Source organism: Sphingobium sp. AntQ-1 (assembly GCF_028538045.1).
GTDB classification, from domain to species: Bacteria; Pseudomonadota; Alphaproteobacteria; order Sphingomonadales; family Sphingomonadaceae; genus Sphingobium; species Sphingobium cupriresistens.
The window spans coordinates 2225145-2248473 of record NZ_CP117158.1; the positions used below are offsets into that span (position 1 = coordinate 2225145).

The following is a 23329-nucleotide window of genomic DNA, read 5'->3' on the forward strand; positions in this document are numbered from 1 at the left end:
CCGATCCCCTTCCCTTCATGATTTTGAGGACCATTTTCCCTCCATGCTCAGCCTAGAAGAAGCCCAGTCGCGCGCGCAGGATCTGGTCAGCGCCGCGCGCAAGGCCGGCGCGGATGCCGCCGACGCCATCTATGCCTGCAATGCATCGACCAATGTATCGGTGCGATTGGGCGCGCTGGAGGATGTGGAACGGTCCGAGGGCGAGGAGATCGGCCTGCGCGTCTTCATCGGCCAGCGGTCCGCCAGCATTTCCGCGTCGGACATGAACCCGGCGACGCTCGCCACGCTGGTCGATCGCGCCGTCGCCATGGCGCGCGAGGCGCCCGAAGACCCCTATGCCGGCCTCGCGCCGGAGGATCGGCTGCTCAAGAAGCGCCCGCCCGCGCTCGACCTGACCGACGAGGAGGAGCCGGAACCCGCGGCATTGCGCGAACGCGCGCTGATGGCGGAGGAAGCGGCGCGCAGCGTACCCGGCATCACCAATAGCGAGGGCGGCGGCGCGGCGAACGGCCGCAGCCAGGTCGCACTCGCCACCAGCCATGGCTTTGCCGGCGCCTATGCCGGCACCAGCCATTCGACCTGGGCCAGCGTGCTGGCGGGCGCGGGCGCCGACATGCAGCGCGACCATGCCAGCCATAGCGTGCGCCACCTGGAGGATCTGGACGACGCCGAAGCGGTCGGCATCCGCGCCGGCCAGCGGGCGGTGGCGCGGCTCAATCCGGTCAAGGTCGAAAGCGGCGTCATGCCGGTGATCTTCGACCCGCGCATCGGCTCCAGCCTGCTGGGTCACCTGATTGGCGGCATGGTCGGTCCCGCGATCGCGCGCCGGTCCAGCTTCCTGCTGGAATCGCTGGGCGAGGCCTTGTTCGAGGCGGGCGTCACCATCATCGACGATCCGTTGCTGCCGCGCGGGATGCGATCGCGCCCGTTCGATGGCGAAGGGCTGCCGGTCGAAAGGCGCGCGCTGATCGACCAGGGCGTGCTGACCGGATGGCTGATGGACAGCGCATCGGCGCGGCAATTGGGGCTGGAACCCACCGGCCATGCCAGCCGCGGCGGCAGCGGCGCGCCAGGCGCCAGCATCACTAACGTCCATATGGAGGCTGGCGCCATCTCGCCCGGCGATCTGATGGCGGACGTGAAGCGCGGCATCTACGTCACCGAACTGATCGGCATGGGCGTCAATGGCGTGACCGGCGATTATAGTCGCGGCGCGGCCGGCTTCCTGATCGAAAATGGGGCGGTGGCCCATGCCGTGTCGGAAATCACCATCGCCAGCAATTTAAAGGCCATGTTCCGGGCGCTGACGCCCGCGAGCGACCTGCATTACCGCTACACGATGAACGTCCCGACCATCCGCGTCGACGGGATGACCGTTGCAGGGGGCTGAGGCCCATCTCCGCGCGGTCATATCCGCCGTGGCGGATGCGGCCGACCATGCGCTGGCGCTATGGGCGGGCGGGGAAACCCGCGTGCGCCAGTGGGAAAAGGTGCCGGGCCATCCGGTGTGCGAGGCCGACCTGGCGGTCGATGCGATGCTGCGCGCGCGGCTGGCGGCGATCGACCCGGACGCTGGCTGGCTGTCGGAGGAGACGGCCGATACCGTGCATCGGCTGGGCGTGCCGCGGGTGTGGGTGGTCGATCCGATCGACGGCACGCGCGATTATCTGCGCGGGCGGCCGGGCTGGTCGGTGTCGGTCGCGCTGGTGGAGGATGGCGCGGTCCAGATCGGCCTATTGGCGGCGCCCGCGCGCAACGAATTGTGGGTGGCGCAACTGGGCCAGGGCGCGACGCGCAACGGCCAGATTTTGCGCGCCGGAACCCGGACCATGCTGCCGGGCGCGCGCGTGCCCGCCGACCAGTTGCCGCGCGTCGATCGCGATCTGGTGACGGTGGACAAGCCCAACAGCATCGCGCTGCGCATGGCGATGGTCGCCGCGGACGAAGCCGACCTGGTCGCCACCGTGCGCTGGGGCAATGAATGGGACATCGCCGCCGCTGCGCTGATCGTGCAGGAAGCAGGCGGCGCGGTGACCGACGCGCTGGGCGACCCGCTGCGCTTCAATCGGCCGCAGCCCACCGCCTTCGGCCTGCTCTGCGCTGCCCCCGGCATCCACGCCGCCGCCGTGGAACGGCTGGCGCCGCGCGCGCGGGAGATATTGGGCCAGTCGCCGGGCTGAAGGCATCGCGGGGCTAGGGTTGACGTTGGTCGGGAAGCCGTCGAACAGCGCGGACACCATCGAATAGACCTGCGCATAGGCGAATTCGCCTTGCCCATGGTGAGCGGGATGTCGATCAGCCCGCTTTGATCGCTGCGCTCGACCACGGGGCGCTTGGCTTTGCTCCGCTCGATGTGACCGAAGTGGAGCCACTGACCGAAGGCCACATCCTCCACTCCCGCGCCCAAATGCGACAGACCCTGCATATCTCTGGCAACCACATGCTGGTTCGCCACCAGTTGCTGCAAAAGGCGCAGGAAGATCTGACCTGCTTCCTGCGCGGCGAAAATCCCGCCACTTCGTTTATCCCGCGCGGAGCTATTGAAGGTTCAGAGCGCCTGAACCATCTCTCGCGCCCGTTCCGCCAGGCGATACGCAACCAGGCCTGAATATGGCTGACTTCCGGGTTTTGCGAACCCGTCAGTGAATGGTGACTAAGGAAGCTATGGTGCCCGGGGACGGATTCGAACCGCCGACACTGCGATTTTCAATCGCATGCTCTACCAACTGAGCTACCCGGGCAGGGGTCTTCGGCGGGAGGCTCCCGCCGGATGGAGGCGTGCCTATAAGCGTCAATCCGGCTCGCTGTCCAGCCCATAATTACCGTTTTTTTGCGCATCTTCATCGACCGGCGCACCCGGCACGCGATAGCCTTCGCCCAGCCATTGCAGCAGGTCGCGGTCACGGCAGGCGGCGCTGCAAAAGGGCTTTGTCTCGGGCTGGGCGGGCTGGCGACAGACCGGGCAGGGGGCGGGCTTGGACGAAGGTTCAGGCGACATGACCACCCGCCAGGTCAAGCAACGCTTCTGCCTTCAAGGTGATCGCGCCGCCGCGGCGCTTGGCCAGTTGCTCGATCCAGTCCTGCCGCTTGTGCAGCAGGTCGATGATCGCGGGCATGGCGGTGATGGTGGCCGCACCGCCCTGCCCATGGCGCTCGGCCCGGCGCAGCAGCGCCAGCGCGGCGGTCAGCACCACATCTTCGCGCACTATCTCCATCAGATTGGCGCGCTCACGGCGGCGGATGATCTGGAGGAAGCCGAAGCCGTTCACGGCCGTACGCTCGAACGGCAGCGGCAGATATTTGTCGATCTGCGCCGCGGCGACCATCCGCTCATCCTTGTTGTTCATCGTCGGCAGGTCGATGCCGATGGAACCGGAAAGCCCCATGCGTCGCACCGTCTGCGCCGCCAGCTTCGCCCCTTTGGGGCCAAGCTGCGCGGGCGGGAGCGATCCGTCGACGTCGATCAACAGCATGGCGGGGGTCAGGTACAGGCGAAGCGCGGCGTCTTCTGCGCCGACCTCGCCGCTCATCGCCTCGTCCATCAATTCGCTCCAGCCATGCGCTTCCAGCCGGTCTTCCTCATGCGCGGGGCAGGGGACGACGGGCGTGCCGGTGGCGCGGATGCGCTGCAACAGGCTGGGGCCGGCATGGGGCTTGGCGCCCGGCTGGGGCATCCGGCCCTTGGCGCGCTTGGGGCGGCCTTCTTCTGCGATGGCTTCGCGGATGATTTCAACCAGGACGTTGGCGCCTTCGGCCAGCCGGGGCGGGATCGGTTCCAGCAGCACTTCCTCGCCCGAAATCAGGCGCACGATGCCGCGTTTCTTGGGGATGATGGTGGCGACTAGCCGGCCCTGCGCCACCGCGCCCGCACGGACGGCGTCGCCCTCGCGCTCGATCAGGGCCTCGACCAGCTTGCCCTTCTCGATCAACGCGGCCCGCGCCTCGCCAATGCCTTCTTCATAGAGCCATTCGGCCATGTGCGTTCCTAATCGATCGGATAGCCCGCTGCCTTGAGCAGCGTGCGGGTTTCGTAAAGCGGCAGGCCCATGATCGCGCTGTGGCTGCCCATGATGGTGCGGATGAGGCCCGCGGCGCGGCCCTGTATCGCATAGCCGCCTGCCTTGCCGCGCCATTCGTCGCTGGCGATATAGGCGTCGATCTCGGGCTGCTCCAGCCGCTTGAAGATGACGATATTGTCCGACAGGCGATGCCGCGCGCGTCCCTCGCCATCGATCAGCGTGATCGCGCTCAGTACCCGGTGCCGCCGTCCCGACAGCAAGGCCAGGCAGGCGCGCGCGTCCGCCTCGCTCTCTGCCTTGGGCAGGATACGGCGCCCCACGGCCACCACGGTATCGCCCGACAGGACCAGCGCGCCGGGATGGCGCGCGGCCACAGCCACGCCCTTTTCCGCCGCGACGCGCGCGGCGTAGGTGGCAGGCAGTTCGGCTTTCAGGGGCGTTTCGTCGATATCGGCGGGATCGACGGCATCGGGGACGACGCCGATCTGTCCCAGAAGGTCACGCCGTCTGGGAGAAGCCGAAGCAAGAATAAGCCGCATGAACAAGCGGCTTATTTGAAGCGGTACGTGATCCGACCCTTGGTCAGGTCGTAGGGGGTCAGCTCGACAAGCACTTCGTCGCCCACCAGCACGCGGATGCGATTCTTGCGCATCTTGCCGGCGGTGTGGCCGAGAATCTCGTGGTCATTTTCAAGCCGGACACGGAACATGGCGTTGGGGAGAAGCTCCACAACCTGTCCGCGCATTTCAAGCAGTTCTTCTTTAGCCATATTATCCCGAATTCACAAAATCGCGCCGCCATAGCGCCAAATTGCGGGAAATGGAAGCCAAGCCTTTATTCGCCGAAATGATCGCCTGCGGCGGCGATCGCCGTGAAGATATGATCGAGCTGATCTTCGTCGAGGCAATAGGGCGGCATCAAGTAGATGGTGTTGCCGAGCGGCCTTAGCAAAAGGCCGTGGCCCAGAAAGAAGGCGCGCAGGCGCGGCGCCAGGTCGGACAGATAGCCCGCATCGGCGGCGACAAGGTCGATCGCGGCGATCGTGCCCAATTGTCGCGGATTGGCGAAGGCGGGGTGGCGGGCGAGCCGTTCGAGTCGCGTCGCGATACCCTGCGTCAGCGCGACGATTCGGCCCAGCACATCCTCTTCGCGCCAGATCGCCAGATTGGCTACCGCGGCGGCGCAGGCGATCGCGTTGGCGGTGTAGCTGGACGAATGATAGAATAGCCGGGCGCGGTCGGTCGATCGGTGCGCGTCGAAGATCGGGGCGGTCGCCAGCGTCGCGGCCAGCGGGATCGCGCCGCCGGTGATACCCTTGGCCACCGCCATGATGTCCGGCACGATGCCCGCCTGTTCGCAGGCGAAGAGGGTGCCGGTGCGGCCCCAGCCGGTCATCACCTCGTCGGCGATGAACAACACGCCATGGCGGCGGCAGATCGCGGCCATCTCGCGCAGTATGTCCGCGGGATAGATCAGCATCCCGCCAGCGCCCAATATCAGCGGTTCGACGATGAAGGCGGCGGGCTTGTCGGCGCAGGCGGCGTCGAGTGCTTCGAGGCAGGCCCGCTCGCGACCGGGCGCGGGAAAGGGGATGGTGCCGACATCAAACAGCAAGGGCTGCCAGGCGGCGTTATAAACGCCGCGCTCGCCGATCGACATCGCGCCGATCGTGTCGCCATGATAGCTATGCTCCAGCACCAGGATGCGGCTGCGCGGCCCCCCCGATTCTTCCGGCGCCCGCCCGTCCAGCGCCAGATTGTGCCAATAGCCCAGCGCCATCTTGAGCGCGACCTCGACCGCGGTCGAGCCGCTGTCGGAATAGAAGACATGGCGCAGCTCCGGCTGCCCCTCGCCGCGCGGGGCCAGATCGATCAGCCCCCGCGCCACCGTTTCGGCCGGATCATGGGTGTAGCCCGCGAAGATCAGCTGATCGAGTTGCCCCGCCTGCGCGGCGATGGCGGCGGCGATGCGCGGATGGCAATGGCCATGGGTGGTTACCCACCAGCTCGAAATCGCGTCGATCAGCGTGCCGCCGTCTGCCAGATGCAGCAGCGCGCCTTGCGCCCGCGCGACATGGGGGATCGGCTCATTGAGGCCATGCTGGGTGAAGGGGTGCCAGACGGGGGATGTCATGACGGTCCTTTCAAGCGATTTCTAATCAGGTGGAATCCCTGATGACTCGGAAATCGCATAAAATCAAAAACTAGAGCAAGTGGTCCGACGCAGCCGGATCACTTGCTCTAGGCCAGCATGGCCGCCAAATCTATGGCTTTGCGGCCTCGGTCGCGTTGGGCGCCACCGGCGGCGGCACGATGATGGCCGGCAGCGCGACCGTCACCTCGACCCGGCGATTCTTCGCCCGGCCGTCGGGATCGTCGCTGCCATCCTCTTTCGCATTGGGGGCGACGGGGCGGGCTTCGCCCAGCGCGACCAGGGTGATGCGCGCCTCATCCACGCCTTTTTCGACCAGATAGTCACGGACCTTTTCGGCGCGGATGCGGGACGCGACCTTGTTGTCGCCATCGGACCCGCGCGAATCGCTGTGGCCGCGCAGCGTGATCGGACCGCCGGCCTGCATCGCCGGGCTGGCGAGCAGCGTTTCAACTGTCGCCTTCGCCGTCTCATCCAGCGCCATCGACGATTCGCCAAAGCCGATCACCGCCTCTGCCGGCTCGATCTTGGGCGTTTCCGTTTCGGGCACGACTTCGGGGCGCAGGATCGACCGTTGTGGTTCGGCGCCATTGTCCGCGCCATTGTCCGCCACGGCATTGGCCTTATCCGCTTCGTCCACCGCATTGGCCGCAGGCGTCTGCGCCGGCGGCTGGCAGGCGGCGAGCGCTGCGCACAGGATGATAGAAGCGCGACCAGATTTCGTCATTTTTCCTCTCCTTGTCGCCGGGGCTGGGCGGGCGGCACATAGGACAGGATCGTGTCGCCGGGTTGGGGCGTGGGGCGCGAAGCATGGGTGAAAAAGCGCAGCGCCCCGGTCTTGCGCAACAGCAACAGCATGTCGCCCTCCGGCGGCAGCGCTGCGCGCGCTGCGTCATAGTCGAACTGCTCGCTGATCCGTGTCTTGCGGAAGGTCCAGCCCTGCTCCTCGCGCTGCATGATGTCCTCCACGCCATGGCCGGATTCGAACAGCGCGCGCCCGCGCAGCGATTCAGGCAGGCTGCGCGGATCATGATCGTCGCTGGCGTTGCCCAGCTGATGGACATTGTCGCGCCCGATTTCCGGGGCGAATTCGTTGCACACCAGCGCATTATAGGCTTCATTGTCGGTCGCCGCCGCCAGCATCTGGAACTGGGTCAGGTCCAGCCGCTCTTCGGTCGCTTCCGACAATATCTCGCCATGATAGGTGGGGATGCCTTGATGCCGGGCCGGCGCAAGCCGCTGCCAGCTATTGTCGGCGATCGTCACTGGCACCTCCAATTGGCGCAGTTGAGCCGCAAGTCCCAGGGTGAAGGGCGTAGCGCCGACGATCAGCAAGCCCTGCTCCGACGCACCCGTAACTTTCAGCCAGCGTGCGACCGGTTTGATCGAAAATCCGTGAAACAGGATGGTGGTGACGACCACGGCGAAGGACAAGGTGACCAGGATCGACCCGTCGCTATAGCCCAGCCGATCGAGCCGCAGCGCGAACAGGCCGGAGATCGCGACCGCGACGATGCCGCGCGGCGCGATCCAGGCGACCAGCAGCCGCTCATTCCAGGGCACGGGCGAAAAGGCGAGGCTCAACAAGACCGTCGCCGGGCGAACGAGGAACAGCAGCGCCAGCAGGAAGGCCAGGAACCGCCATTCAAACTGGCGCAGCACCTCCAGATTGAGCGAGGCGGAGAGGATCACGAACACGCCGGAAATCAGCAGGACGGTGACATTTTCCTTGAACGGCTGGATGTCGCGCAGCGAATCGAAACGCATATTGGCCAACGCCACCCCCATCACCGTGACCGCCAGCAGGCCGGTTTCCTGCTGGATCATGTTCGATCCCACGAATACGCCAATCACTGCGACCAGCAGCACCGGGGCCTTGAGATATTCGGGCACATGGCCGCGCGGGAAGGCCCAGCCCACGGCGCGGGCGGCGAGCCAGCCGATCAGACCGGCGATGACCGCCGCGGCCAGCAGCGACAGGATGACCGACGCCAGCGTGCCGCCCTCGCCCGCGCGGCGCAGATATTCATAGGTGACGACGCCCAACAGCGCGCCGACCGGATCGTTGACGATCGCTTCCCATTTCAGGATCGCGCGCGGCCGCGCCGCGACATTGGACTGGCGCAGCAGCGGCAGCACCACGGTCGGCCCGGTGACGACCAAAATCCCCGCGAACAGGATCGCGACAGGCCACACCAGCCCCCCGACATAATAGCAGGCCAGCGACCCCAGCACCCAGCCGATGGGCGCGCCCAGCGCGACCAGCCGGGTGACCGCGCCATCGGTCTGGCGCAATTCACGGAAATTGAGGCTGAGGCCGCCTTCGAACAGGATCAGCGCGACCGCGACCGACACCATCGGTTCCAGCAATTCGCCGAAGACATGTTCGGGGTTGATGAGGTGGAGAACCGGACCGGCGAGGACGCCTGCGGCCAGCATCAGAGCGATGGCTGGCCAGCCGGTGCGCCAAGCGATCCATTGCGCGCCGATGCCTAATATGCCGATGAGCGCGATGGATAGAGCCAGTTCCTGCATGGGCGCAGGATAGACGGACACATTGGCGGTCGTCACCCCCCGATATTTTTCGATATTGCGGGAACTATCGTGACGAACCCGTGTGTCGGGCGCGAAAGAAAAGGGCCGGTCTGTGACCGGCCCCTCGCTATCACGTCATTGCGGCGGCTGGCCCGGCTGCGCCGGGGCGGCCGGAGTCGCAGGTGCCGCCGGAGCCGGCGGCGCGGCGGCCTGGATGCGTTGCTGCAGCGCCGGATCGGCGGCCGCCGCCTGCCCGATCTGGTTGAATTTTTCAGGCGGCAGGCCCGACGCCTGCAAAGCGGCCAGCATCTTGGGCTGCTTGTCGGCCTCGGCGATCGAGGCGTCCGACTGAATCTTGGTCACTTCGACCGCCGCGGCGGCGAACTGCTTGATGTCGCTGTCACTGAAATTGCTGGCGCCTGCTGCGGGCGCGGTGGGCGCTGCAGGAGCGGCGGCATCCTGCGCAAGGGCGGGGTAAGCTGCGAACAGCGCGATCGACGCGATGCCGGCTTTCAGAAATTTACTGCTGTTGGGACCCGTCAACTTTCTTCTCCTCTTGACCGATATACTGATGAACAGACGACCAAGTTGTTGAAAGCGTTCCTTTCGGAAAAGGCCTGAACGGCCAGTTGTGGGATTTGAGGGGTAACGGGATTGAGGGAAACAGCTCGTCCCGCCACAGTCGCGATCCGCCGCAGCGCCCTTCGCCGGCGCGCAATGACGATCGGCCCGGATTCGTCAAAACGGTCCGGGCCGACCATTGGATTTCACCAGATTTTCACGCGATCCTTGGGCGCCAGATATATTTTGCCGCCCGGCGCAGGCTTGAACGCATCATACCAGGCGTCGAAATTGCGCACGATGTCGGTCCGATATTGCGATGGCGCGTGCGGATCGGTGACCAGCCGCTGGCGTAAATTCGCCTCGCGATAATTGCGCCGCCACACCTGCGCCCAGCCCAGGAAGAAGCGCTGGTCGCCGGTCATGCCATCGATCACCGGCGCGGGCTTCCCGCCCAGCGACGCATGATAGGCGTCGAGCGCGACCGCCAGGCCGCCCAGGTCGCCGATATTCTCGCCCATGGTGAAGGCGCCCTTCACATGCGCGCCGGGGAAGGGCTCATAGGCGTCATATTGGGCGCCCAGCTTCGTGGTCAGCGCCTTGAAATTGGCGACGTCCTGGTCGGTCCACCACTGGTTGAGCTTTCCCGTCTCGTCATATTTCGCGCCCTGATCGTCGAAATGATGGCTGAGTTCATGGCCGATCACCGCGCCGATGCCGCCATAATTGACCGCGGGGTCCGCCTTGGGATCGAAGAAGGGCGGTTGCAGGATCGCGGCGGGGAAGACGATCTCCACCATGCCGAAATTGGCGTAGGCGTTGATCTCCATCGGGGTCATGCCCCATTCCCAGCGATAGATGGGTTTGCCCAGCTTGCCGATATTATAGTCGAATTCGAACTGGTTCGACCGCTGCGCATTGCCCAGCAGGTCGTCCCGCCTGATCGCCAGCCCGTCATAATCGCGCCACTTGTCGGGATAGCCGATCTTGGGCGTGAAGGCGGCCAGCTTCTTGTGCGCGCGCGCCTTGGCCGTATCGCTCATCCATGGCAGGCCGTCGATGCGGCGGCCCATGGCGGACAGGACATTCTTGACCAGCACGTCCATCGCCGCCTTGGTTTCCGGCGGGAAATATTGGGCGACATAGACTTTGCCGACTTCCTCGCCCAGCGATTCCTTGAGGAAGGTGACGCCGCGCTTCCACCGTTCCTCACGCTCCGGCGTACCCGACAGGGTGGTGCCGTAGAAGGCGAAGTCAGCGTTCGCGACGCTGTCGGGCAGATAGTCGGCATAGGCGTGCAGGCTGGCCAGCAGCAGCGCGTCCTTGAGCACGCCGACCGGCGTCTTGGCGATCAGCGCGGCTTCGCCGGTCACGGCGCTCGGCTGCGCGACCAGTAGGCTGGCGGGGGTCAGTCCGTTCGCCTCATAATAGGTGGCGAAATCGAAACCCGGCGCGCTCTTCTGCAGGTCGGCCAGCGTCATCTTGTTATAGGTCTTGTCGGCGTCGCGGCTTTCGACCTGGCTCCAATGGACCTTGGCGACCTCCGTTTCGAACGCCATCAGCGCCGCCGCGCGCATCTTGGCGTCGCTTTCGCCGGCCAGGGTCAGCATCTTTTCCAGATGCGCGACATAGGCGGTGCGGATCGCCGCCATCTTTTCGCCCTGGTCCAGATAATAGTCGCGGTCGGGCAGGCCCAAGCCACCCTGCGTCATCGACAGGATATAGGTTTCAGGGTCTTTGTCGTCCTGCCCCACATAGAAGCGGAACGGGCCGGGTACGCCGGCGCGGGCGCCCTTGGCCGCGACCCTGGCATAGCCGGCCAGGTCGGTGACGCCCCTGACCTCGTCCAGCCAGGGCTTGATCGGCGCCAGTCCCTTCGCCTCGACCGTGGCGCCGTCCATATAGGCGGCATAGGCGTTGCCGATCTTGCTGCCGCTATCCTTCTGCGCGCTTTCCAATATCGCCTTGGTCCGCGTGCGCGACAGGTCGTCCAGCGTGTTGAATGCGCCATAATTGGACTTGTCGGCGGGGATCGGCGTGTTTTTCGCCCATGCGCCATTGGCATAATCGTAAAAATCGTCGCCGGGCTTTACCGATTGGTCCATGCCCGCAGCGTCGAAGCCATAGCTGCCATAGGTGGGCTTGTCGGCGCTTGCCGAGGTCGGCGCTGCGGCAGGTGTCGCCGGCTGGTCGGCCTGCGCCATGGTGGCGGCCAGCGCCAGCGCCGTGGCGGCTGCGCCGAGGAGGAGGGTTTTCATGGGTTGCATCCCTTGCATCATAATGGCGATCGGCCTTGGGCCGTTCGTTCTGACGCGGACTTGAACGCCCGTCAAAGAATGAAGTCCATGTCGTTGGTCGAAAATTATCGATCGTTGAAATATTCGGGAAGCCGGATGTGCGCGGCGAAAGCGGTGGCCAGGGCGGCGGGATCAAGCCGGTCCAGATGCGGCAAGCGGCCGAGCGACGGCGCGCCCGCCAGTTGCGGGATGATCCGCTCATTTTCGTCATGCGCCTCGCCGATGAAGGCGATGCCCGCCACGCGCACGCCGCGCGATCGCAACGCCTCGATGCTCAGCAGACTATGGTTGATCGTGCCGAGGCCGGTGCGCGCGCAGAGGATCACAGGCTGGCCCCAATGGGCGAACAGGTCGGCCATCAAAAACGTCTCGGAAATCGGCACCAGCACGCCGCCCGCGCCCTCGACCACCAGCGGTCCGTCCACCTGGGGCAGCGCCAGCTGGTCCAGCCCGATCGCCACGCCATCAATCCGCGCGGCCAGATGGGGGGAGGCGGGGGTGGTCAGGCGAAAGGCTTCAGGCAGGATGCGCGCCGCGGGCAGGCCGGAGAGCGCGGCGACGGTTTCCTTGTCGCCTTCGGGATCGACCCCGGCCTGGATCGGCTTCCAATAATAAGCGCCCAGCGCCCCGGCCAGGCCGGCGGCGAACACCGTCTTGCCGATGCCGGTATCGGTGCCGGTGACGATCAGAACGCTCATTGCATCGCCTTAAGCAACGCCTGACCCAGCGCGGCGACATCGGCGCGACCGACGTTCAATGTCAGCGAGATGCGCAGCCGGCTGGTCCCCGCCGGCACCGTCGGCGGTCGAATGCCGCGCACGTCGAAGCCCGCCTGCTGCAAAGCTGCGGCCACCGCCATGGTGCGGATATCGTCGCCCAGGATGACCGGCACGATCTGGCTGCGGGGCGAGGGCAGGCCCAGCGGCGCGCAAATCGCTTCGGCCGCATCCTGCCGCAGCGTCTTCAATCGTTCGCGCAGGTCGCTCGCCTGCTCGATCCGGTCCAGCGCCGCCGACGCCGCCACCGCCATCAGCGGGGACGGCGCGGTCGAGAAGATGAAGGCGCGGGCGCGGTTGATCAGATAGTCGACATGGATGCGCGGGCCGCAGATCAGCGCCCCTTCGGTTCCCATCGCCTTGCCGCAGGTATGCAGGGTGATGACATTGTGCAAACCATCCAGCCCGGTCGAAAGCCCGCGCCCGCCCGGCCCGAAGACGCCGGTGCCATGCGCTTCGTCCAGCAGCAGCATCGCGCCATGGGTCGCCGCCAACTTGGCGAGATCGGTGAGTGGGGCGACGTCGCCATCCATCGAATAGAGCGTCTCTACCGCGATCCAGATACGGCCCGTGCCGCCCTCCTTGCGCCAGGCCGCGATCAGGTCGGCGAAGCTCTGCACATCATTATGCCGCGCGAACACCGCCTGCGCCTTGCTCATGCGGATGCCGTCATGGGCGCTGGCATGGATCAGTTCGTCCGCAACGATCAGGTCGCCGCGCTGGGGCAGCGTCGAAAACAGCGCCAGATTGCCGACATATCCGTTGGCGACGAACAGCGCCGCCTGCGTACGGAAGAAATCGGCCGCCTTGGTCTCCAGCCCCTCATGTTCGGGCGCATTGCCGCGCAGCAGCCGCGACCCGCCCGATCCCACCGGCACGCCCCGCCCGATCGCGTCGGCGACGGCCTGCGCGATGATCGGATCACCGGCCAGGCCGAGATAGTCGTTGGACGCGAAATCCCGCCCGGAACGGGAGATCAGGCGACGCAATCGCCCGCGCGACTCCAGCGCGGCGAGTTGCTTGGCGAAGGGTTCGGCAGTCATGCCGCGCCTATAGGCCCGGCCGGGGAAAGCGGCAAGCGGGGGTAAGCCGGTGGGCGCGGCCGCCTTTCAGCTCATGCCGCGCGGATCGCTTCGATGGGGGCCAGCACCGCGCGGTTGCGACCGCTGCGCTTGGCATCATAGAGCGCCGTATCCGCAGCGGTGAGCCAGTCCTGACTGGTCATGCGGCCGGGACCGATCGCGGCCACGCCAAAGCTGGCGGTGACGCGCAGCGGCGGATCATGGGGGATGTCCAACGCCTCGATCGCCGCACAGAAACGGTGCGCGGCGGCCAGCGCTTCCGTCTCGCTGGTTTCGGGCAGCAACAACCCGAATTCCTCACCGCCGATCCGCCCCAGCGAATCGCTGGGGCGTGACAGGCCGGCGCAACAATGCGCGACCGCCTCGATCACCCGGTCGCCGACGGGATGGCCATGGCAGTCGTTGATCGCCTTGAAATGGTCGATGTCGAGCAGGATAAGGGCGGCGGGCCGCTGGTGCCGGACGAACAACGCGATCCGCTTGTCGATTTCGGCGACGAAGGCGCGGCGGGTCATGGCGCCGCTCAGATGATCGCGCTCGGCCAGCATCCGCAATTCCATCTGTTCGACCACGATGGCGGCCAGGCCCTTCATAATCTCCATCTGTTCGGCCGGGAAATCCCTGGCGCGGGTGTCGATGGCGCACAGCGATCCGATATTATAGCCATCGGGCGTGCGCAGCGGCACGCCGGCGTAGCTTCGAATGCCCGGATCGCCGGTCACCAGCGGATTGTAGCGAAAGCGCACATCGTCCTTCGTGTCGGGTATGACGAGGGGATCGTCCTGACGGATGGCATGATCGCAAAAGGCTGCGCTGCGCGGCGTTTCCGACACATCCAGCCCGGCGATCGACTTGAACCATTGCCGCTCCTGATCGATCAGCGACACGGCGGATATCGGCACGCTGAACAGCGCGCGCACCAGATTGGTGACCTTGTCGAAAGCGCCTTCCATTGGCGTGTCGAGTATTTCATAGCGCCGCAGCGCGGCGATGCGGCCCGGTTCGTCGTTGGTAATGGCGTGCAGCATATCATGGCATCCGGTGGCTGGCTTGGGTCACGCCTTGGAAGGCATGACGGGAAATCCGGTGCGGCGCGGCTCGCCCCCGTCAGGCCGACCGCGCGCGCAGATTGCGCCTCTGCCCTGAATAAAGGGTTAAAATGAACTAAGCATGGCCGACGCCGCGACCAGTCGGGGCGCAGGCAAGGGGAGGAGAGGCGCGCGGCCTCTCCCCACCTGTCACGGCCTGTCAGGCCCCATGCGCCAGCGCCGCCAGCAACAACAGCGCGACGATATTGGTGATCTTGATCATCGGGTTCACCGCCGGGCCGGCCGTATCCTTGTACGGATCGCCCACCGTGTCGCCGGTCACCGCGGCCTTATGGGCTTCGCTGCCCTTGCCGCCATGATGGCCATCCTCGATATATTTCTTGGCATTGTCCCATGCGCCGCCGCCGCTGGTCATCGACAAAGCGACGAACAGGCCGGACACGATGACGCCCAGCAGCAACGCGCCCAGCGCCGCAAAGCCGTTGTCGCTGCCCGCCACCGCGGTGATCGCGAAATAGACGATAATCGGCGCCAGCACCGGCAACAGGCTGGGGATGATCATCTCCTTGATCGCGGCCTTGGTCACCAGATCGACCGTGCGCGCATAGTCCGGCTTGCTGGTGCCGTCCATGATGCCCTTATTCTCGGCGAACTGCGCGCGGACGTCCTTGACCACGTCGCCCGCCGCGCGGCCGACGGCGGTCATGCCCATCGCGCCGAACAGATAGGGCAGCAACGCGCCGAGCAGCAGGCCGACGATGACATAGGGGTTTTTCAACGAGAAATCGACCGGCTCGGTCAGGCCCAGCGCCGCGCCATAATAATCGAGATCCTGAGTGAAGGTGCCGAACAGCACTAACGCCGCCAGACCCGCGCTGCCGATGGCATAGCCCTTCGTCACCGCCTTGGTCGTGTTGCCCACGGCGTCCAGCGCGTCGGTCTTCACCCGCACGCTATCGTCCAGATGCGCCATTTCGGCGATGCCGCCCGCATTGTCGGTGACCGGACCATAAGCGTCCAGCGCCACCACCATGCCCGCCAGCGCCAGCATTGCGGTCGCCGCGAAAGCGATGCCCATCAGACCCGCCAGCTGATAGGCGACGATGATGCCGACGACGATGACCAGCGTCGGCAAGGCGGTGGATTCCAGGCTGATCGCCAGCCCCTGGATGACGTTGGTGCCATGGCCGGTTTCGGACGCCTTGGCGATCGAGCGGACCGGGCGATAGTTGGTGCCGGTATAATATTCGGTGATGACCACCAGCAGGCCGGTGACGGTCAGACCGACCAGCATCGACCAGAACAGATCCATCCCGGTATAGCCGCCATAGCCGTCCAGGTCCGCGCCGAAGACGGCGTTGAGGTCGCCCAGCGTATATTGGGTGACGACATAGATGGCCGGAATGGACAGGAGCGCGGTGGTCCAGAACCCCTTATAGAGCGCGCCCATGATCGACTGACTGGCGCCCAGACGGACCATATAGGTGCCGATGATCGACGTGACGATGCACACGCCGCCGACGATCAGGGGCAGCGCCATCAGCTTCATCAGGAAGGCGTTGTCGACCCCGGTGACCAGCAAGGCGGTCAGCACCATGGTCGCGCCGACGGTGACGACATAGGTTTCGAACAAATCGGCGGCCATGCCGGCGCAGTCGCCCACATTGTCGCCGACATTGTCGGCGATGACGGCGGGATTGCGTGGGTCATCCTCCGGGATGCCGGCCTCGACCTTGCCGACCAGGTCGGCGCCGACGTCGGCCGCCTTGGTGAAGATGCCGCCGCCCAGCCGCGCGAAGATGGAGATGAGCGACGCGCCAAAGGCCAGCGCGACCAGCGAGTCGATCACCAGCCGGTCGTCGGGCGCATGGCCCGCCGGGCCAGTCAGATACCAGAAGAAGACGCTGATCGCGAGCAGGGCGAGGCCGGCCACCAGCATCCCGGTGATGGCGCCGGCGCGGAAAGCGACGGTGAGGCCGCTCTGTAGCGTGCCGCGACAGGCTTCGGCCGTGCGGACATTGGCCCGCACCGATATGTTCATGCCGATGAACCCCGCCGCCCCCGACAGGATCGCCCCGATCAGAAATCCGACCGCGGACGTGACGCCCAGAAAATAGAGGACCAGCACGGCCACGACCAGGCCGACGATGGCGATGGTGGTATATTGGCGGCCCAGATAGGCCTTGGCCCCCTCCTGAATCGCGCCGGCGATCGCCTGCATGGCGTCATTGCCCGGTGGCTGGCTCAACACCTGGCGACTGGTGATCAGGCCATAGATGATGGCCAGCAGGCCGCACCCTATGGCGATATAGACGATTTGCATGGATGTTCCTCTCCCCCTGTTATGACTGTCATCGACCGCTCCGCAGGGAATGACGGGCAGGCGAAAGGCGCAGAGGCGGGCGGCCGGACGAGGACGGTCCGGCATCGGGCACCGCGTCAATCAGCAACATGGCAGCGCGCATAAGCGGTCCAACCGGGCTGAGAATAGGGTGGAAGGAAGCTACAGCCCCGACGGCGCGCGTCAAGATGGGTTGGGATGAGGAGAGGCGGCATCGCCTCTCCTCATCCCGCTCGTGCGGTGTGCCGCGGACGCCGGCTTCGTCGGGCCGTGTATGCCGCGCGGCAAGGCGTTGTGGACCCGCCATATTTGTCCTAGTCTGCGGCGCATGGACGATCAGGAAACCGGCCCGCTCAAGAGCATCGCCGACCTGGCGCGCCTGGCCGGCGTGTCGGTGTCCACCGTGTCGCGGGCGCTGACGGGCAAGGGGGCGCTGAGCAAGGGGACGCGCGGCCGGATTCAGGCGCTGGCCGACCGGCACGGCTTCCGGCTCAATGTCGCCGCCCAGAATCTGCGCCTCGGTCGGACCGGGGCGATCGCGGTGCTGATGCCGCTGGGACTGGCGAGGGGTCTGCAATTGTCCGATCCCTTCCTCGTGACGATGCTCGGTTTTCTCGCCGATGCGCTGACGGATCGTGGCTATGACCTGCTGCTCTCAAGGGTATCGCCGGACCGGGACGACTGGCTGGATGCCTTCATCCGGGCCGGGCGCGCCGATGGCGTCATCATCATCGGCCAGGCGGATCAGGGCGCGGTATTGGGCCGCGTCGCTGCTCATTACCGGCCGATGGTCGTCTGGGGCGAACAGGGGGCTGGCGGCGGTCCCGCCATGGTGGGCGCTGACAATGAAGCGGGCGGGCGGCTGGCGGCGCAGCATCTGGTGGAGCGGGGGCGACGCAGCCTGGCCTTTTTCGGTGACATCGACGTGCCCGAATTCGCCGCCCGCCATGCCGGCTTCCTCGCTGGCCTGCCCGCATCCTTGCGTGGCGGCGTCGCGCTGATATGCAGTCCGCTCACGCCGGAAGCGAGTCATGCCAAGGCGCGCGACTGGTTCGCGGCCGGAAACCGCCCCGACGGCATTTTCGCCGCGTCCGACGTGGTGGCGATGAGCCTGGTCGCCGCCGCGGCGGACCATGACCTGCGCGTGCCGCAAGACCTGTCGATCATCGGCTTCGACGACATCCCGCTCGCCCGCCTGGCCCGTCCGCCGCTCACCACCGTCCGGCAGGATATAGAGGCTGGCGCACACCATCTGGTCGATCTGCTATTCCGGCGCATCGGCGGGGAAGACGCCGGATCGGTGCAGATCGCCCCCGAACTGATCGTCCGCGAAACGAGCTAAAGGCCGGCGACGATCGCTCTGGCGGCGCGGGTCACATCGTCCCAGGTCAGGTCGAACCCGGCATCGTCGCCATAATAGGGATCGACCACGCCCGTTCCTTCGCGCCCCGGCACCATATCCATTAGCAGGCGCAGGTCCGCTGTCCCGTCCGGCGGGCGGATGTGACACAGATTTTTGAGATTGTCGGCGTCGAGCGCGAAAATATGGGTGAAGCGCTGGAAATCCGCCGGTTCGACCTGCCGCCCCCGATAGCCGCCAATGTCGATGCCATGGCGCAACGCCACCGCCTGCGCCCGGCGGTCGGGCGGGTGGCCTACATGCCAGTCGCCGGTCCCGGCCGAATCGACGGTCATATCGACGCCTGTCTTCGCTGCCTCTGCTCTGAGCGCGGCTTCGGCCAAGGGCGAGCGGCAGATATTGCCAAGACAGACGAAAAGGACGGAGGCGGCCGTCATCCATCCGCCGCCGCGGTGGAGAGGCCAAGACCCGGCACGCCGATCGAGCGCTTGCCCGAAAAATCGGTGCGGGCGACGATGACGCCCAGTTTTTCCATATAGTCGATCAGCCGCCGCACCCGCCCCGGCGAACTGGTGCCATAGGCGCGGGCCAGAAGCGCGTCATCGGGGCAGGGAAGGCCCGCCATCGCGGCGCGCGCGATCAGCAGGAAGGGGGCGAGCATATCCTCCGGCAGAGGCTCCGCCGCCTGCATCGCATCGGCCCAGCGCGGATCATGCGCATCGGCCATCCCGGCCTGCGCCATGGCGAAGCGCTTGCGAAAGGCGGGCAGGTCGAGCGGGGGCGTGCGCAGCCCCTTCATCCGGCAGCGCACGCCGAAATCCTGATACAGCGTCGAAACGCTGGGGGCCGAGTCGCCCAGATCGGCGACGATCTCGTCCAGCACGGCGATCACCACCGGTTCGTTCTGGCCGAAATCCAGTTCCGGCGCGGCGGGCCGGGCCGATGGGGTATCGGCGAGCGCGCGAATGATCTCCTCGGCCGGGCGGGGCGGGGGATCGGCGCGCGTCGGCGGAGGGGGCGGCATATCCTCCTCGCCGCGGGCGAACAATAATTCCTGTAAATCCTCGCCGCTGGTGGTGGGCGGGGCGATCAGCTTGTGCGCGCCGCCCCGCGTGCCGGTCTGCACCGCGCCGATCTTCACATTGACCGGCCGCCGCGCGATCGCCGGACCCAGGCCCAGGAAGCGCCCGCGCTCCAGGTCGCGAATCTGCTCCGCCTGCCGCCGCTCCATGCCCAGCAGGTCGGCGGCGCGGGCCATGTCGATATCCAGGAAGGTGCGGCCCATCAGGAAATTGGACGCTTCGGCCGCGACATTCTTGGCCAGTTTCGCCAGCCGCTGGGTCGCGATCACGCCCGCAAGCCCCCGTTTGCGCCCCCGGCACATCAGGTTGGTCATGGCGGCCAGGCTCAGCCGCCGCGCTTCGTCCGACACGTCGCCGGCCGATACCGGGGCGAACATTTGCGCCTCGTCCACCACCACCAGCGCGGGATACCAATGGTCGCGCGGCGCATCGAACAGGGTCGACAGGAAGGTCGCGGCGCATTTCATCTGCGCCTCCAGCTCCAGCGATTCCAGGCTCAGCACCACCGAGGCGCGATGTTCGCGGATGCGCATCGCCATCTTGACGATCTCGCGCTCATTATAGTCGCCCGCATCGATCACGATATGGCCATAGGCGTCGGCCAGCGTGACGAAATCGCCCTCCGGATCGATCACCACCTGCTGCACCATCGGCGCGGATTCTTCAAGCAGGCGACGCAGCAGATGCGACTTGCCCGACCCCGAATTGCCCTGAACGAGCAGCCGGGTGGCGAGCAATTCCTCGACATCGACCAGCACGGCATTGCCATGGCTGTCGGTCCCTATGCTGATGCTGGCGGTCACGATCGCGTCTTTGGCGCAGGGGGTGGGGGAGCGCAAGGGGGGGCGGTGATGTCGGCTATGGTGACCTACGTTCCCATCAGCAACCTCCGCTTGACCCTTCCCCTGTTGCAATGCAGCATCCTTGCCATGGCGACTCTTTCCCCCTCCCCGTCCGCTCCGGCGATCACGCAAAATCCCGACATTCGCTATCTGGGGCGGCTGCTGGGCGATGTCATCCGCGCTTATGGGGGGGAGAAGCTTTATAAGCAGACCGAATATATCCGATCGGCCTCGGTCGACCGGGCGCGGGGATTGCAGGGGGCGGACCTGACCGATAGCGGGCTGGACGCGCTCGATCTGGACGATACGCTCAATTTCACCCGCGGTTTCATGCTGTTTTCGATGCTCGCCAACCTGGCCGAGGATCGGCAGGGGGTGGCGGCGGAGCCGGGCGCGGATGTGGCGTCGGCGGTCGCGCGGCTGGAATCGCATGGCATCGACAAGGATGCGGTGCTGGGCCTGCTGGCGCACAGCCTGATGGTGCCGGTCCTGACCGCCCACCCGACCGAGGTGCGGCGCAAGAGCATGATCGACCACAAGAATCGCATCGCCGACCTGATGCACCTCAAGGATGCCGGGCGGATCGAGACGGCAGAGGGCGAAAATCTGGACGAGGCGATTTTCCGCCAGATCGCCTTGTTGTGGCAGACGCGGCCGTTGCGGCGCGAGAAATTGTTCGTCGCCGACGAGATCGATAATGTGCTCGCCTATTTCCGCGACACGTTTTTGCCGGTGCTGCCCGCGCTCTATGCGCGGTGGGAGCGGGTGCTGGGCGCGCGGCCGCAAAGCTTCCTGCGGGTGGGGTCGTGGATCGGCGGCGATCGCGACGGCAATCCCTTCGTCCAGGCGCCGCAACTGGAGTTCGCACTGAAACGCGGCTGCCAGGCGGCGATCGCCTATTATCTCGACGCGCTCCATGCGCTGGGGGCGGAACTCTCGCTCTCGACCGAACTCGCCCATGTGCCGCAGGCGGTGCTGGACCTGGCGGACGCCAGCGGCGACGCATCGCCCAGTCGCAAGGACGAACCCTATCGCCGCGCCTTGTCCGGCATCTATGCGCGGCTGGCCGCCACCTGCACCGCGCTGACCGGCGGGCAGCCGGCGCGGCCGTCGAGCCTGAAGGGGGACGCCTATGCGACACCCCAGGAGTTCCGCCGTGATCTGGTGACGGTGGCGCAGGGGCTGGCGAGCGAGGGCGACGGCGCGCTGGCGACCGGGGGGGCGCTGGGGCGGCTGATCCGCGCGGTGGAGACGTTCGGCTTTCACCTCGCCACGCTCGACATGCGCCAGAATAGCGCCGTGCATGAGCGGGTGGTGGCGGAACTGCTCAAGGCGGCGGGGGTCGAGGCGGACTATCTCGCGCTCGACGAATATGCGCGGATCGCGCTGCTGCGCCGCGAACTGGCCAGCAATCGTCCGCTGGGGTCTCGTTTTTCCGCTTATGGCGAGGAAACCACGTCCGAGCTGGCGATCGTCCATGCCGCCGCGACCGCGCACCGGCTGTACGGACCGGCCTGCATCACCCATTATATCATCTCCAAGGCCGAAAGCGTGTCCGACATGCTGGAGGTCAGCATCCTGCTGAAGGAAGCGGGGCTGTGGCAGGCGGGCGTGGATGGCGCGCCGCCGCAGGCCGCGATCATGGCGATCCCGCTGTTCGAGACGATCGCCGATCTGGAGGCTGCGCCCGCCATCATGACCGCCTATTTCGGCCTGCCCGAAATCGCCGGCGTCGTGAAGGCGCGGGGCCATCAGGAAGTGATGATCGGCTATTCCGACAGCAACAAGGATGGCGGCTACATCACATCGACCTGGAGCCTGTACAAGGCGAGCCAGGCGCTGGAGCCGGTGTTCGCCGACGCCGGGGCGGCGATGCAGCTGTTCCACGGCCGCGGCGGCGCGGTGGGGCGCGGCGGCGGCTCGGCCTTCGCCGCGATCCAGGCGCAGCCGCGCGGCAGCGTGCAGGGGCGCATCCGCATCACCGAACAGGGGGAGATGATCGCCGCCAAATTCGGCTCGCGCGACGTCGCCATGACCAATTTGGAGGCGATGACCAGCGCCACCCTGCTCGCCAGCCTGGAGCCGGAAGGGGTGTCGGACCGCGACGCCGCCCGGTTCAGCGCGGCGATGGACGCGCTGTCGAAAAACGCCTTCGCCGCCTATCGCGACCTGGTGTACGGCACGGAGGGGTTCAAGGAGTTTTTCCGCCAGCTCACTCCGATCCAGGAGATTTCGGGCCTCAAGATCGGGTCGCGCCCCGCCAGCCGGACGAAGAGCAACGCGATCGAGGATCTGCGCGCCATCCCCTGGGTGTTCAGCTGGGCGCAGGCGCGGGTGATGCTGCCGGGCTGGTATGGCGTGGGGCAGGCGCTGGCACAGTTTGAGGACAAGGCGTTGCTGGCCGACATGGGGCAGCATTGGTCGTTCCTGAAATCCGCGCTCGCCAATCTGGAGATGGTGCTGGCCAAGTCGGACCTCGGCATCGCCGCGCGCTACCTGCCGCTGGTGGAGGACCAGGCAGCGGGCGAGGCGATGTTCGGGCGTATTCGCGAGGGGTGGCAACAGGCGCATGACGGGCTGCTGGCCGCCACCGGCCAGTCGCGGCTGCTGGAGAAGAATCCGGCGCTGGACGCATCCATCCGGTTGCGCCTGCCCTATATCGAGCCGCTGAACCTGCTCCAGGTCGAATTGCTGAAACGCCACCGCGCGGGCGAGGATGATCCGCGGATCAAGGAGGGGATCGAATTGTCGATCAACGCGATCGCGACGGCGCTGCGCAATAGCGGGTAGGCAAAGAAAGCTAACGCCAACGCCGTTCGCCCTACACCAGCCCCAGCTTGCTCAATTCCCCCAGCAAAGCGGCGGGCATGGCGTCCAGATCATCGGCTTCGTCCCCGTCCAGGTCGACGGGCGCGTCCGCATCCTCCAGATAGCGCCAGCCCTGATGCGCGCGCTTGGGCTTGGCGCGGACCGGGATCAGGCGCGGTTCCAGCCGGATCCAGTGGCGGCCCTGGCCTGTTTCCTCAAAGCCCAGGATCGGGCTGCGGCCGACCAGCATATGGCCGTGAATCCAGTAGAGCGACCCGCCCGCCATCTCCTCCACCCGCTTGGGCAGGTAACGGGTCGTGAGCCGCGCTTCGTCCGCATGGCTTTCCAGCCAGGCGCGCAAGGATGCGGGGCTTTCGCTGCGGAAGGCGATCTTGGTCATGTGGAGCGGCATGGGTCAGCACATGG

Annotated in this window: 21 protein-coding genes and 1 tRNA gene; 5 read left to right on the forward strand and 17 right to left on the reverse strand. The window is 66.3% G+C overall.

The genetic code is table 11. The features are described from left to right. Positions 1-43 precede the first annotated feature (43 nt). From sphantq_RS11160 to sphantq_RS11170, 3 genes are all read left to right on the forward strand, one after another. Positions 44-1390: a TldD/PmbA family protein gene (locus tag sphantq_RS11160; RefSeq protein ID WP_272798526.1), complete on the forward strand. Its 1347-nt coding sequence runs from the start codon at positions 44-46 to the stop codon at positions 1388-1390. Next, on the forward strand, positions 1377-2180 hold the full coding sequence (locus sphantq_RS11165) for an inositol monophosphatase family protein (RefSeq protein ID WP_066599347.1): 804 nt from the start codon (positions 1377-1379) through the stop codon (positions 2178-2180). Before sphantq_RS11160 ends, sphantq_RS11165 begins: the two co-directional genes overlap by 14 nt. An 83-nt stretch (positions 2181-2263) precedes the next feature. Then, positions 2264-2608, forward strand: coding sequence for an NAD(P)-dependent oxidoreductase (locus tag sphantq_RS11170; protein ID WP_272800220.1), 345 nt, complete (start codon positions 2264-2266; stop codon positions 2606-2608). Positions 2609-2665: 57 nt separating this feature from the next. Here sphantq_RS11170 and sphantq_RS11175 read toward each other — a convergent pair. The 14 genes from sphantq_RS11175 to sphantq_RS11240 form a co-directional block, all read right to left on the reverse strand. Then, a tRNA-Phe gene (locus tag sphantq_RS11175) sits at positions 2666-2741 on the reverse strand. A 50-nt stretch (positions 2742-2791) separates the two neighbouring features. After that, positions 2792-2998: a DNA gyrase inhibitor YacG gene (gene yacG / locus sphantq_RS11180; protein WP_272798527.1), complete on the reverse strand. Its 207-nt coding sequence runs from the start codon at positions 2996-2998 to the stop codon at positions 2792-2794. Then, positions 2988-3977: a ribonuclease gene (locus sphantq_RS11185; protein ID WP_272798528.1), complete on the reverse strand. Its 990-nt coding sequence runs from the start codon at positions 3975-3977 to the stop codon at positions 2988-2990. Before sphantq_RS11185 ends, yacG begins: the two co-directional genes overlap by 11 nt. An 8-nt stretch (positions 3978-3985) precedes the next feature. Beyond that, on the reverse strand, positions 3986-4558 hold the full coding sequence (locus tag sphantq_RS11190) for a Maf family protein (RefSeq protein ID WP_272798529.1): 573 nt from the start codon (positions 4556-4558) through the stop codon (positions 3986-3988). An 11-nt stretch (positions 4559-4569) separates the two neighbouring features. Beyond that, positions 4570-4788: a translation initiation factor IF-1 gene (gene infA, locus sphantq_RS11195; RefSeq protein WP_003049127.1), complete on the reverse strand. Its 219-nt coding sequence runs from the start codon at positions 4786-4788 to the stop codon at positions 4570-4572. 65 nt (positions 4789-4853) lie between these two features. Continuing rightward, positions 4854-6152 carry an adenosylmethionine--8-amino-7-oxononanoate transaminase gene (locus sphantq_RS11200; RefSeq protein WP_272798530.1) on the reverse strand — a complete coding sequence of 433 codons (1299 nt, stop codon included), beginning with the start codon at positions 6150-6152 and terminating at the stop codon, positions 4854-4856. A gap of 130 nt (positions 6153-6282) precedes the next feature. After that, positions 6283-6897, reverse strand: a complete 615-nt coding sequence (locus sphantq_RS11205; RefSeq protein WP_129925613.1) for an OmpA family protein — start codon at positions 6895-6897, stop codon at positions 6283-6285. After that, positions 6894-8705: a cation:proton antiporter gene (locus sphantq_RS11210; RefSeq protein WP_066604790.1), complete on the reverse strand. Its 1812-nt coding sequence runs from the start codon at positions 8703-8705 to the stop codon at positions 6894-6896. Before sphantq_RS11210 ends, sphantq_RS11205 begins: the two co-directional genes overlap by 4 nt. A gap of 135 nt (positions 8706-8840) precedes the next feature. After that, positions 8841-9248, reverse strand: coding sequence for a DUF4168 domain-containing protein (locus sphantq_RS11215; RefSeq protein ID WP_272798531.1), 408 nt, complete (start codon positions 9246-9248; stop codon positions 8841-8843). Between the two features lie 224 nt (positions 9249-9472). After that, positions 9473-11524: a M13 family metallopeptidase gene (locus sphantq_RS11220; protein WP_272798532.1), complete on the reverse strand. Its 2052-nt coding sequence runs from the start codon at positions 11522-11524 to the stop codon at positions 9473-9475. A gap of 104 nt (positions 11525-11628) precedes the next feature. Next, positions 11629-12261: a dethiobiotin synthase gene (bioD, locus tag sphantq_RS11225; RefSeq protein ID WP_272798533.1), complete on the reverse strand. Its 633-nt coding sequence runs from the start codon at positions 12259-12261 to the stop codon at positions 11629-11631. Next, positions 12258-13382, reverse strand: a complete 1125-nt coding sequence (locus tag sphantq_RS11230) for an 8-amino-7-oxononanoate synthase (protein WP_066599372.1) — start codon at positions 13380-13382, stop codon at positions 12258-12260. The genes bioD and sphantq_RS11230 overlap by 4 nt, the downstream gene beginning before the upstream one ends. A 71-nt stretch (positions 13383-13453) precedes the next feature. Beyond that, entirely contained in the window at positions 13454-14449 is a 996-nt protein-coding gene (locus tag sphantq_RS11235) for a sensor domain-containing diguanylate cyclase (protein ID WP_066599375.1), read from the reverse strand. 220 nt (positions 14450-14669) lie between these two features. Then, positions 14670-16793: a sodium-translocating pyrophosphatase gene (locus sphantq_RS11240; protein WP_272798534.1), complete on the reverse strand. Its 2124-nt coding sequence runs from the start codon at positions 16791-16793 to the stop codon at positions 14670-14672. A 346-nt stretch (positions 16794-17139) separates the two neighbouring features. Here sphantq_RS11240 and sphantq_RS11245 point away from each other — a divergent pair, with 346 nt between their 5' ends. Then, a complete protein-coding gene (locus sphantq_RS11245) occupies positions 17140-18153 on the forward strand; it encodes a LacI family DNA-binding transcriptional regulator (RefSeq protein ID WP_272798535.1) in 1014 nt (337 codons plus the stop codon). Here sphantq_RS11245 and sphantq_RS11250 read toward each other — a convergent pair. Next, positions 18150-18608 carry a low molecular weight protein-tyrosine-phosphatase gene (locus tag sphantq_RS11250; protein WP_066599382.1) on the reverse strand — a complete coding sequence of 153 codons (459 nt, stop codon included), beginning with the start codon at positions 18606-18608 and terminating at the stop codon, positions 18150-18152. The genes sphantq_RS11245 and sphantq_RS11250 overlap by 4 nt on opposite strands. Then, positions 18605-20056 (reverse strand): helicase HerA domain-containing protein, encoded by a 1452-nt coding sequence (locus sphantq_RS11255; protein WP_272798536.1) that lies wholly within the window; start codon positions 20054-20056, stop codon positions 18605-18607. The genes sphantq_RS11250 and sphantq_RS11255 overlap by 4 nt, the downstream gene beginning before the upstream one ends. A 126-nt stretch (positions 20057-20182) precedes the next feature. Between sphantq_RS11255 and ppc the strand changes: the two genes are divergently transcribed. Next, entirely contained in the window at positions 20183-22885 is a 2703-nt protein-coding gene (gene ppc, locus sphantq_RS11260) for a phosphoenolpyruvate carboxylase (protein ID WP_066604793.1), read from the forward strand. 31 nt (positions 22886-22916) lie between these two features. Here the strand turns inward: ppc and sphantq_RS11265 are convergent, their stop codons facing one another. Further along, positions 22917-23315 (reverse strand): DUF1489 family protein, encoded by a 399-nt coding sequence (locus sphantq_RS11265; protein WP_272798537.1) that lies wholly within the window; start codon positions 23313-23315, stop codon positions 22917-22919. Positions 23316-23329: the final 14 nt, after the last annotated feature.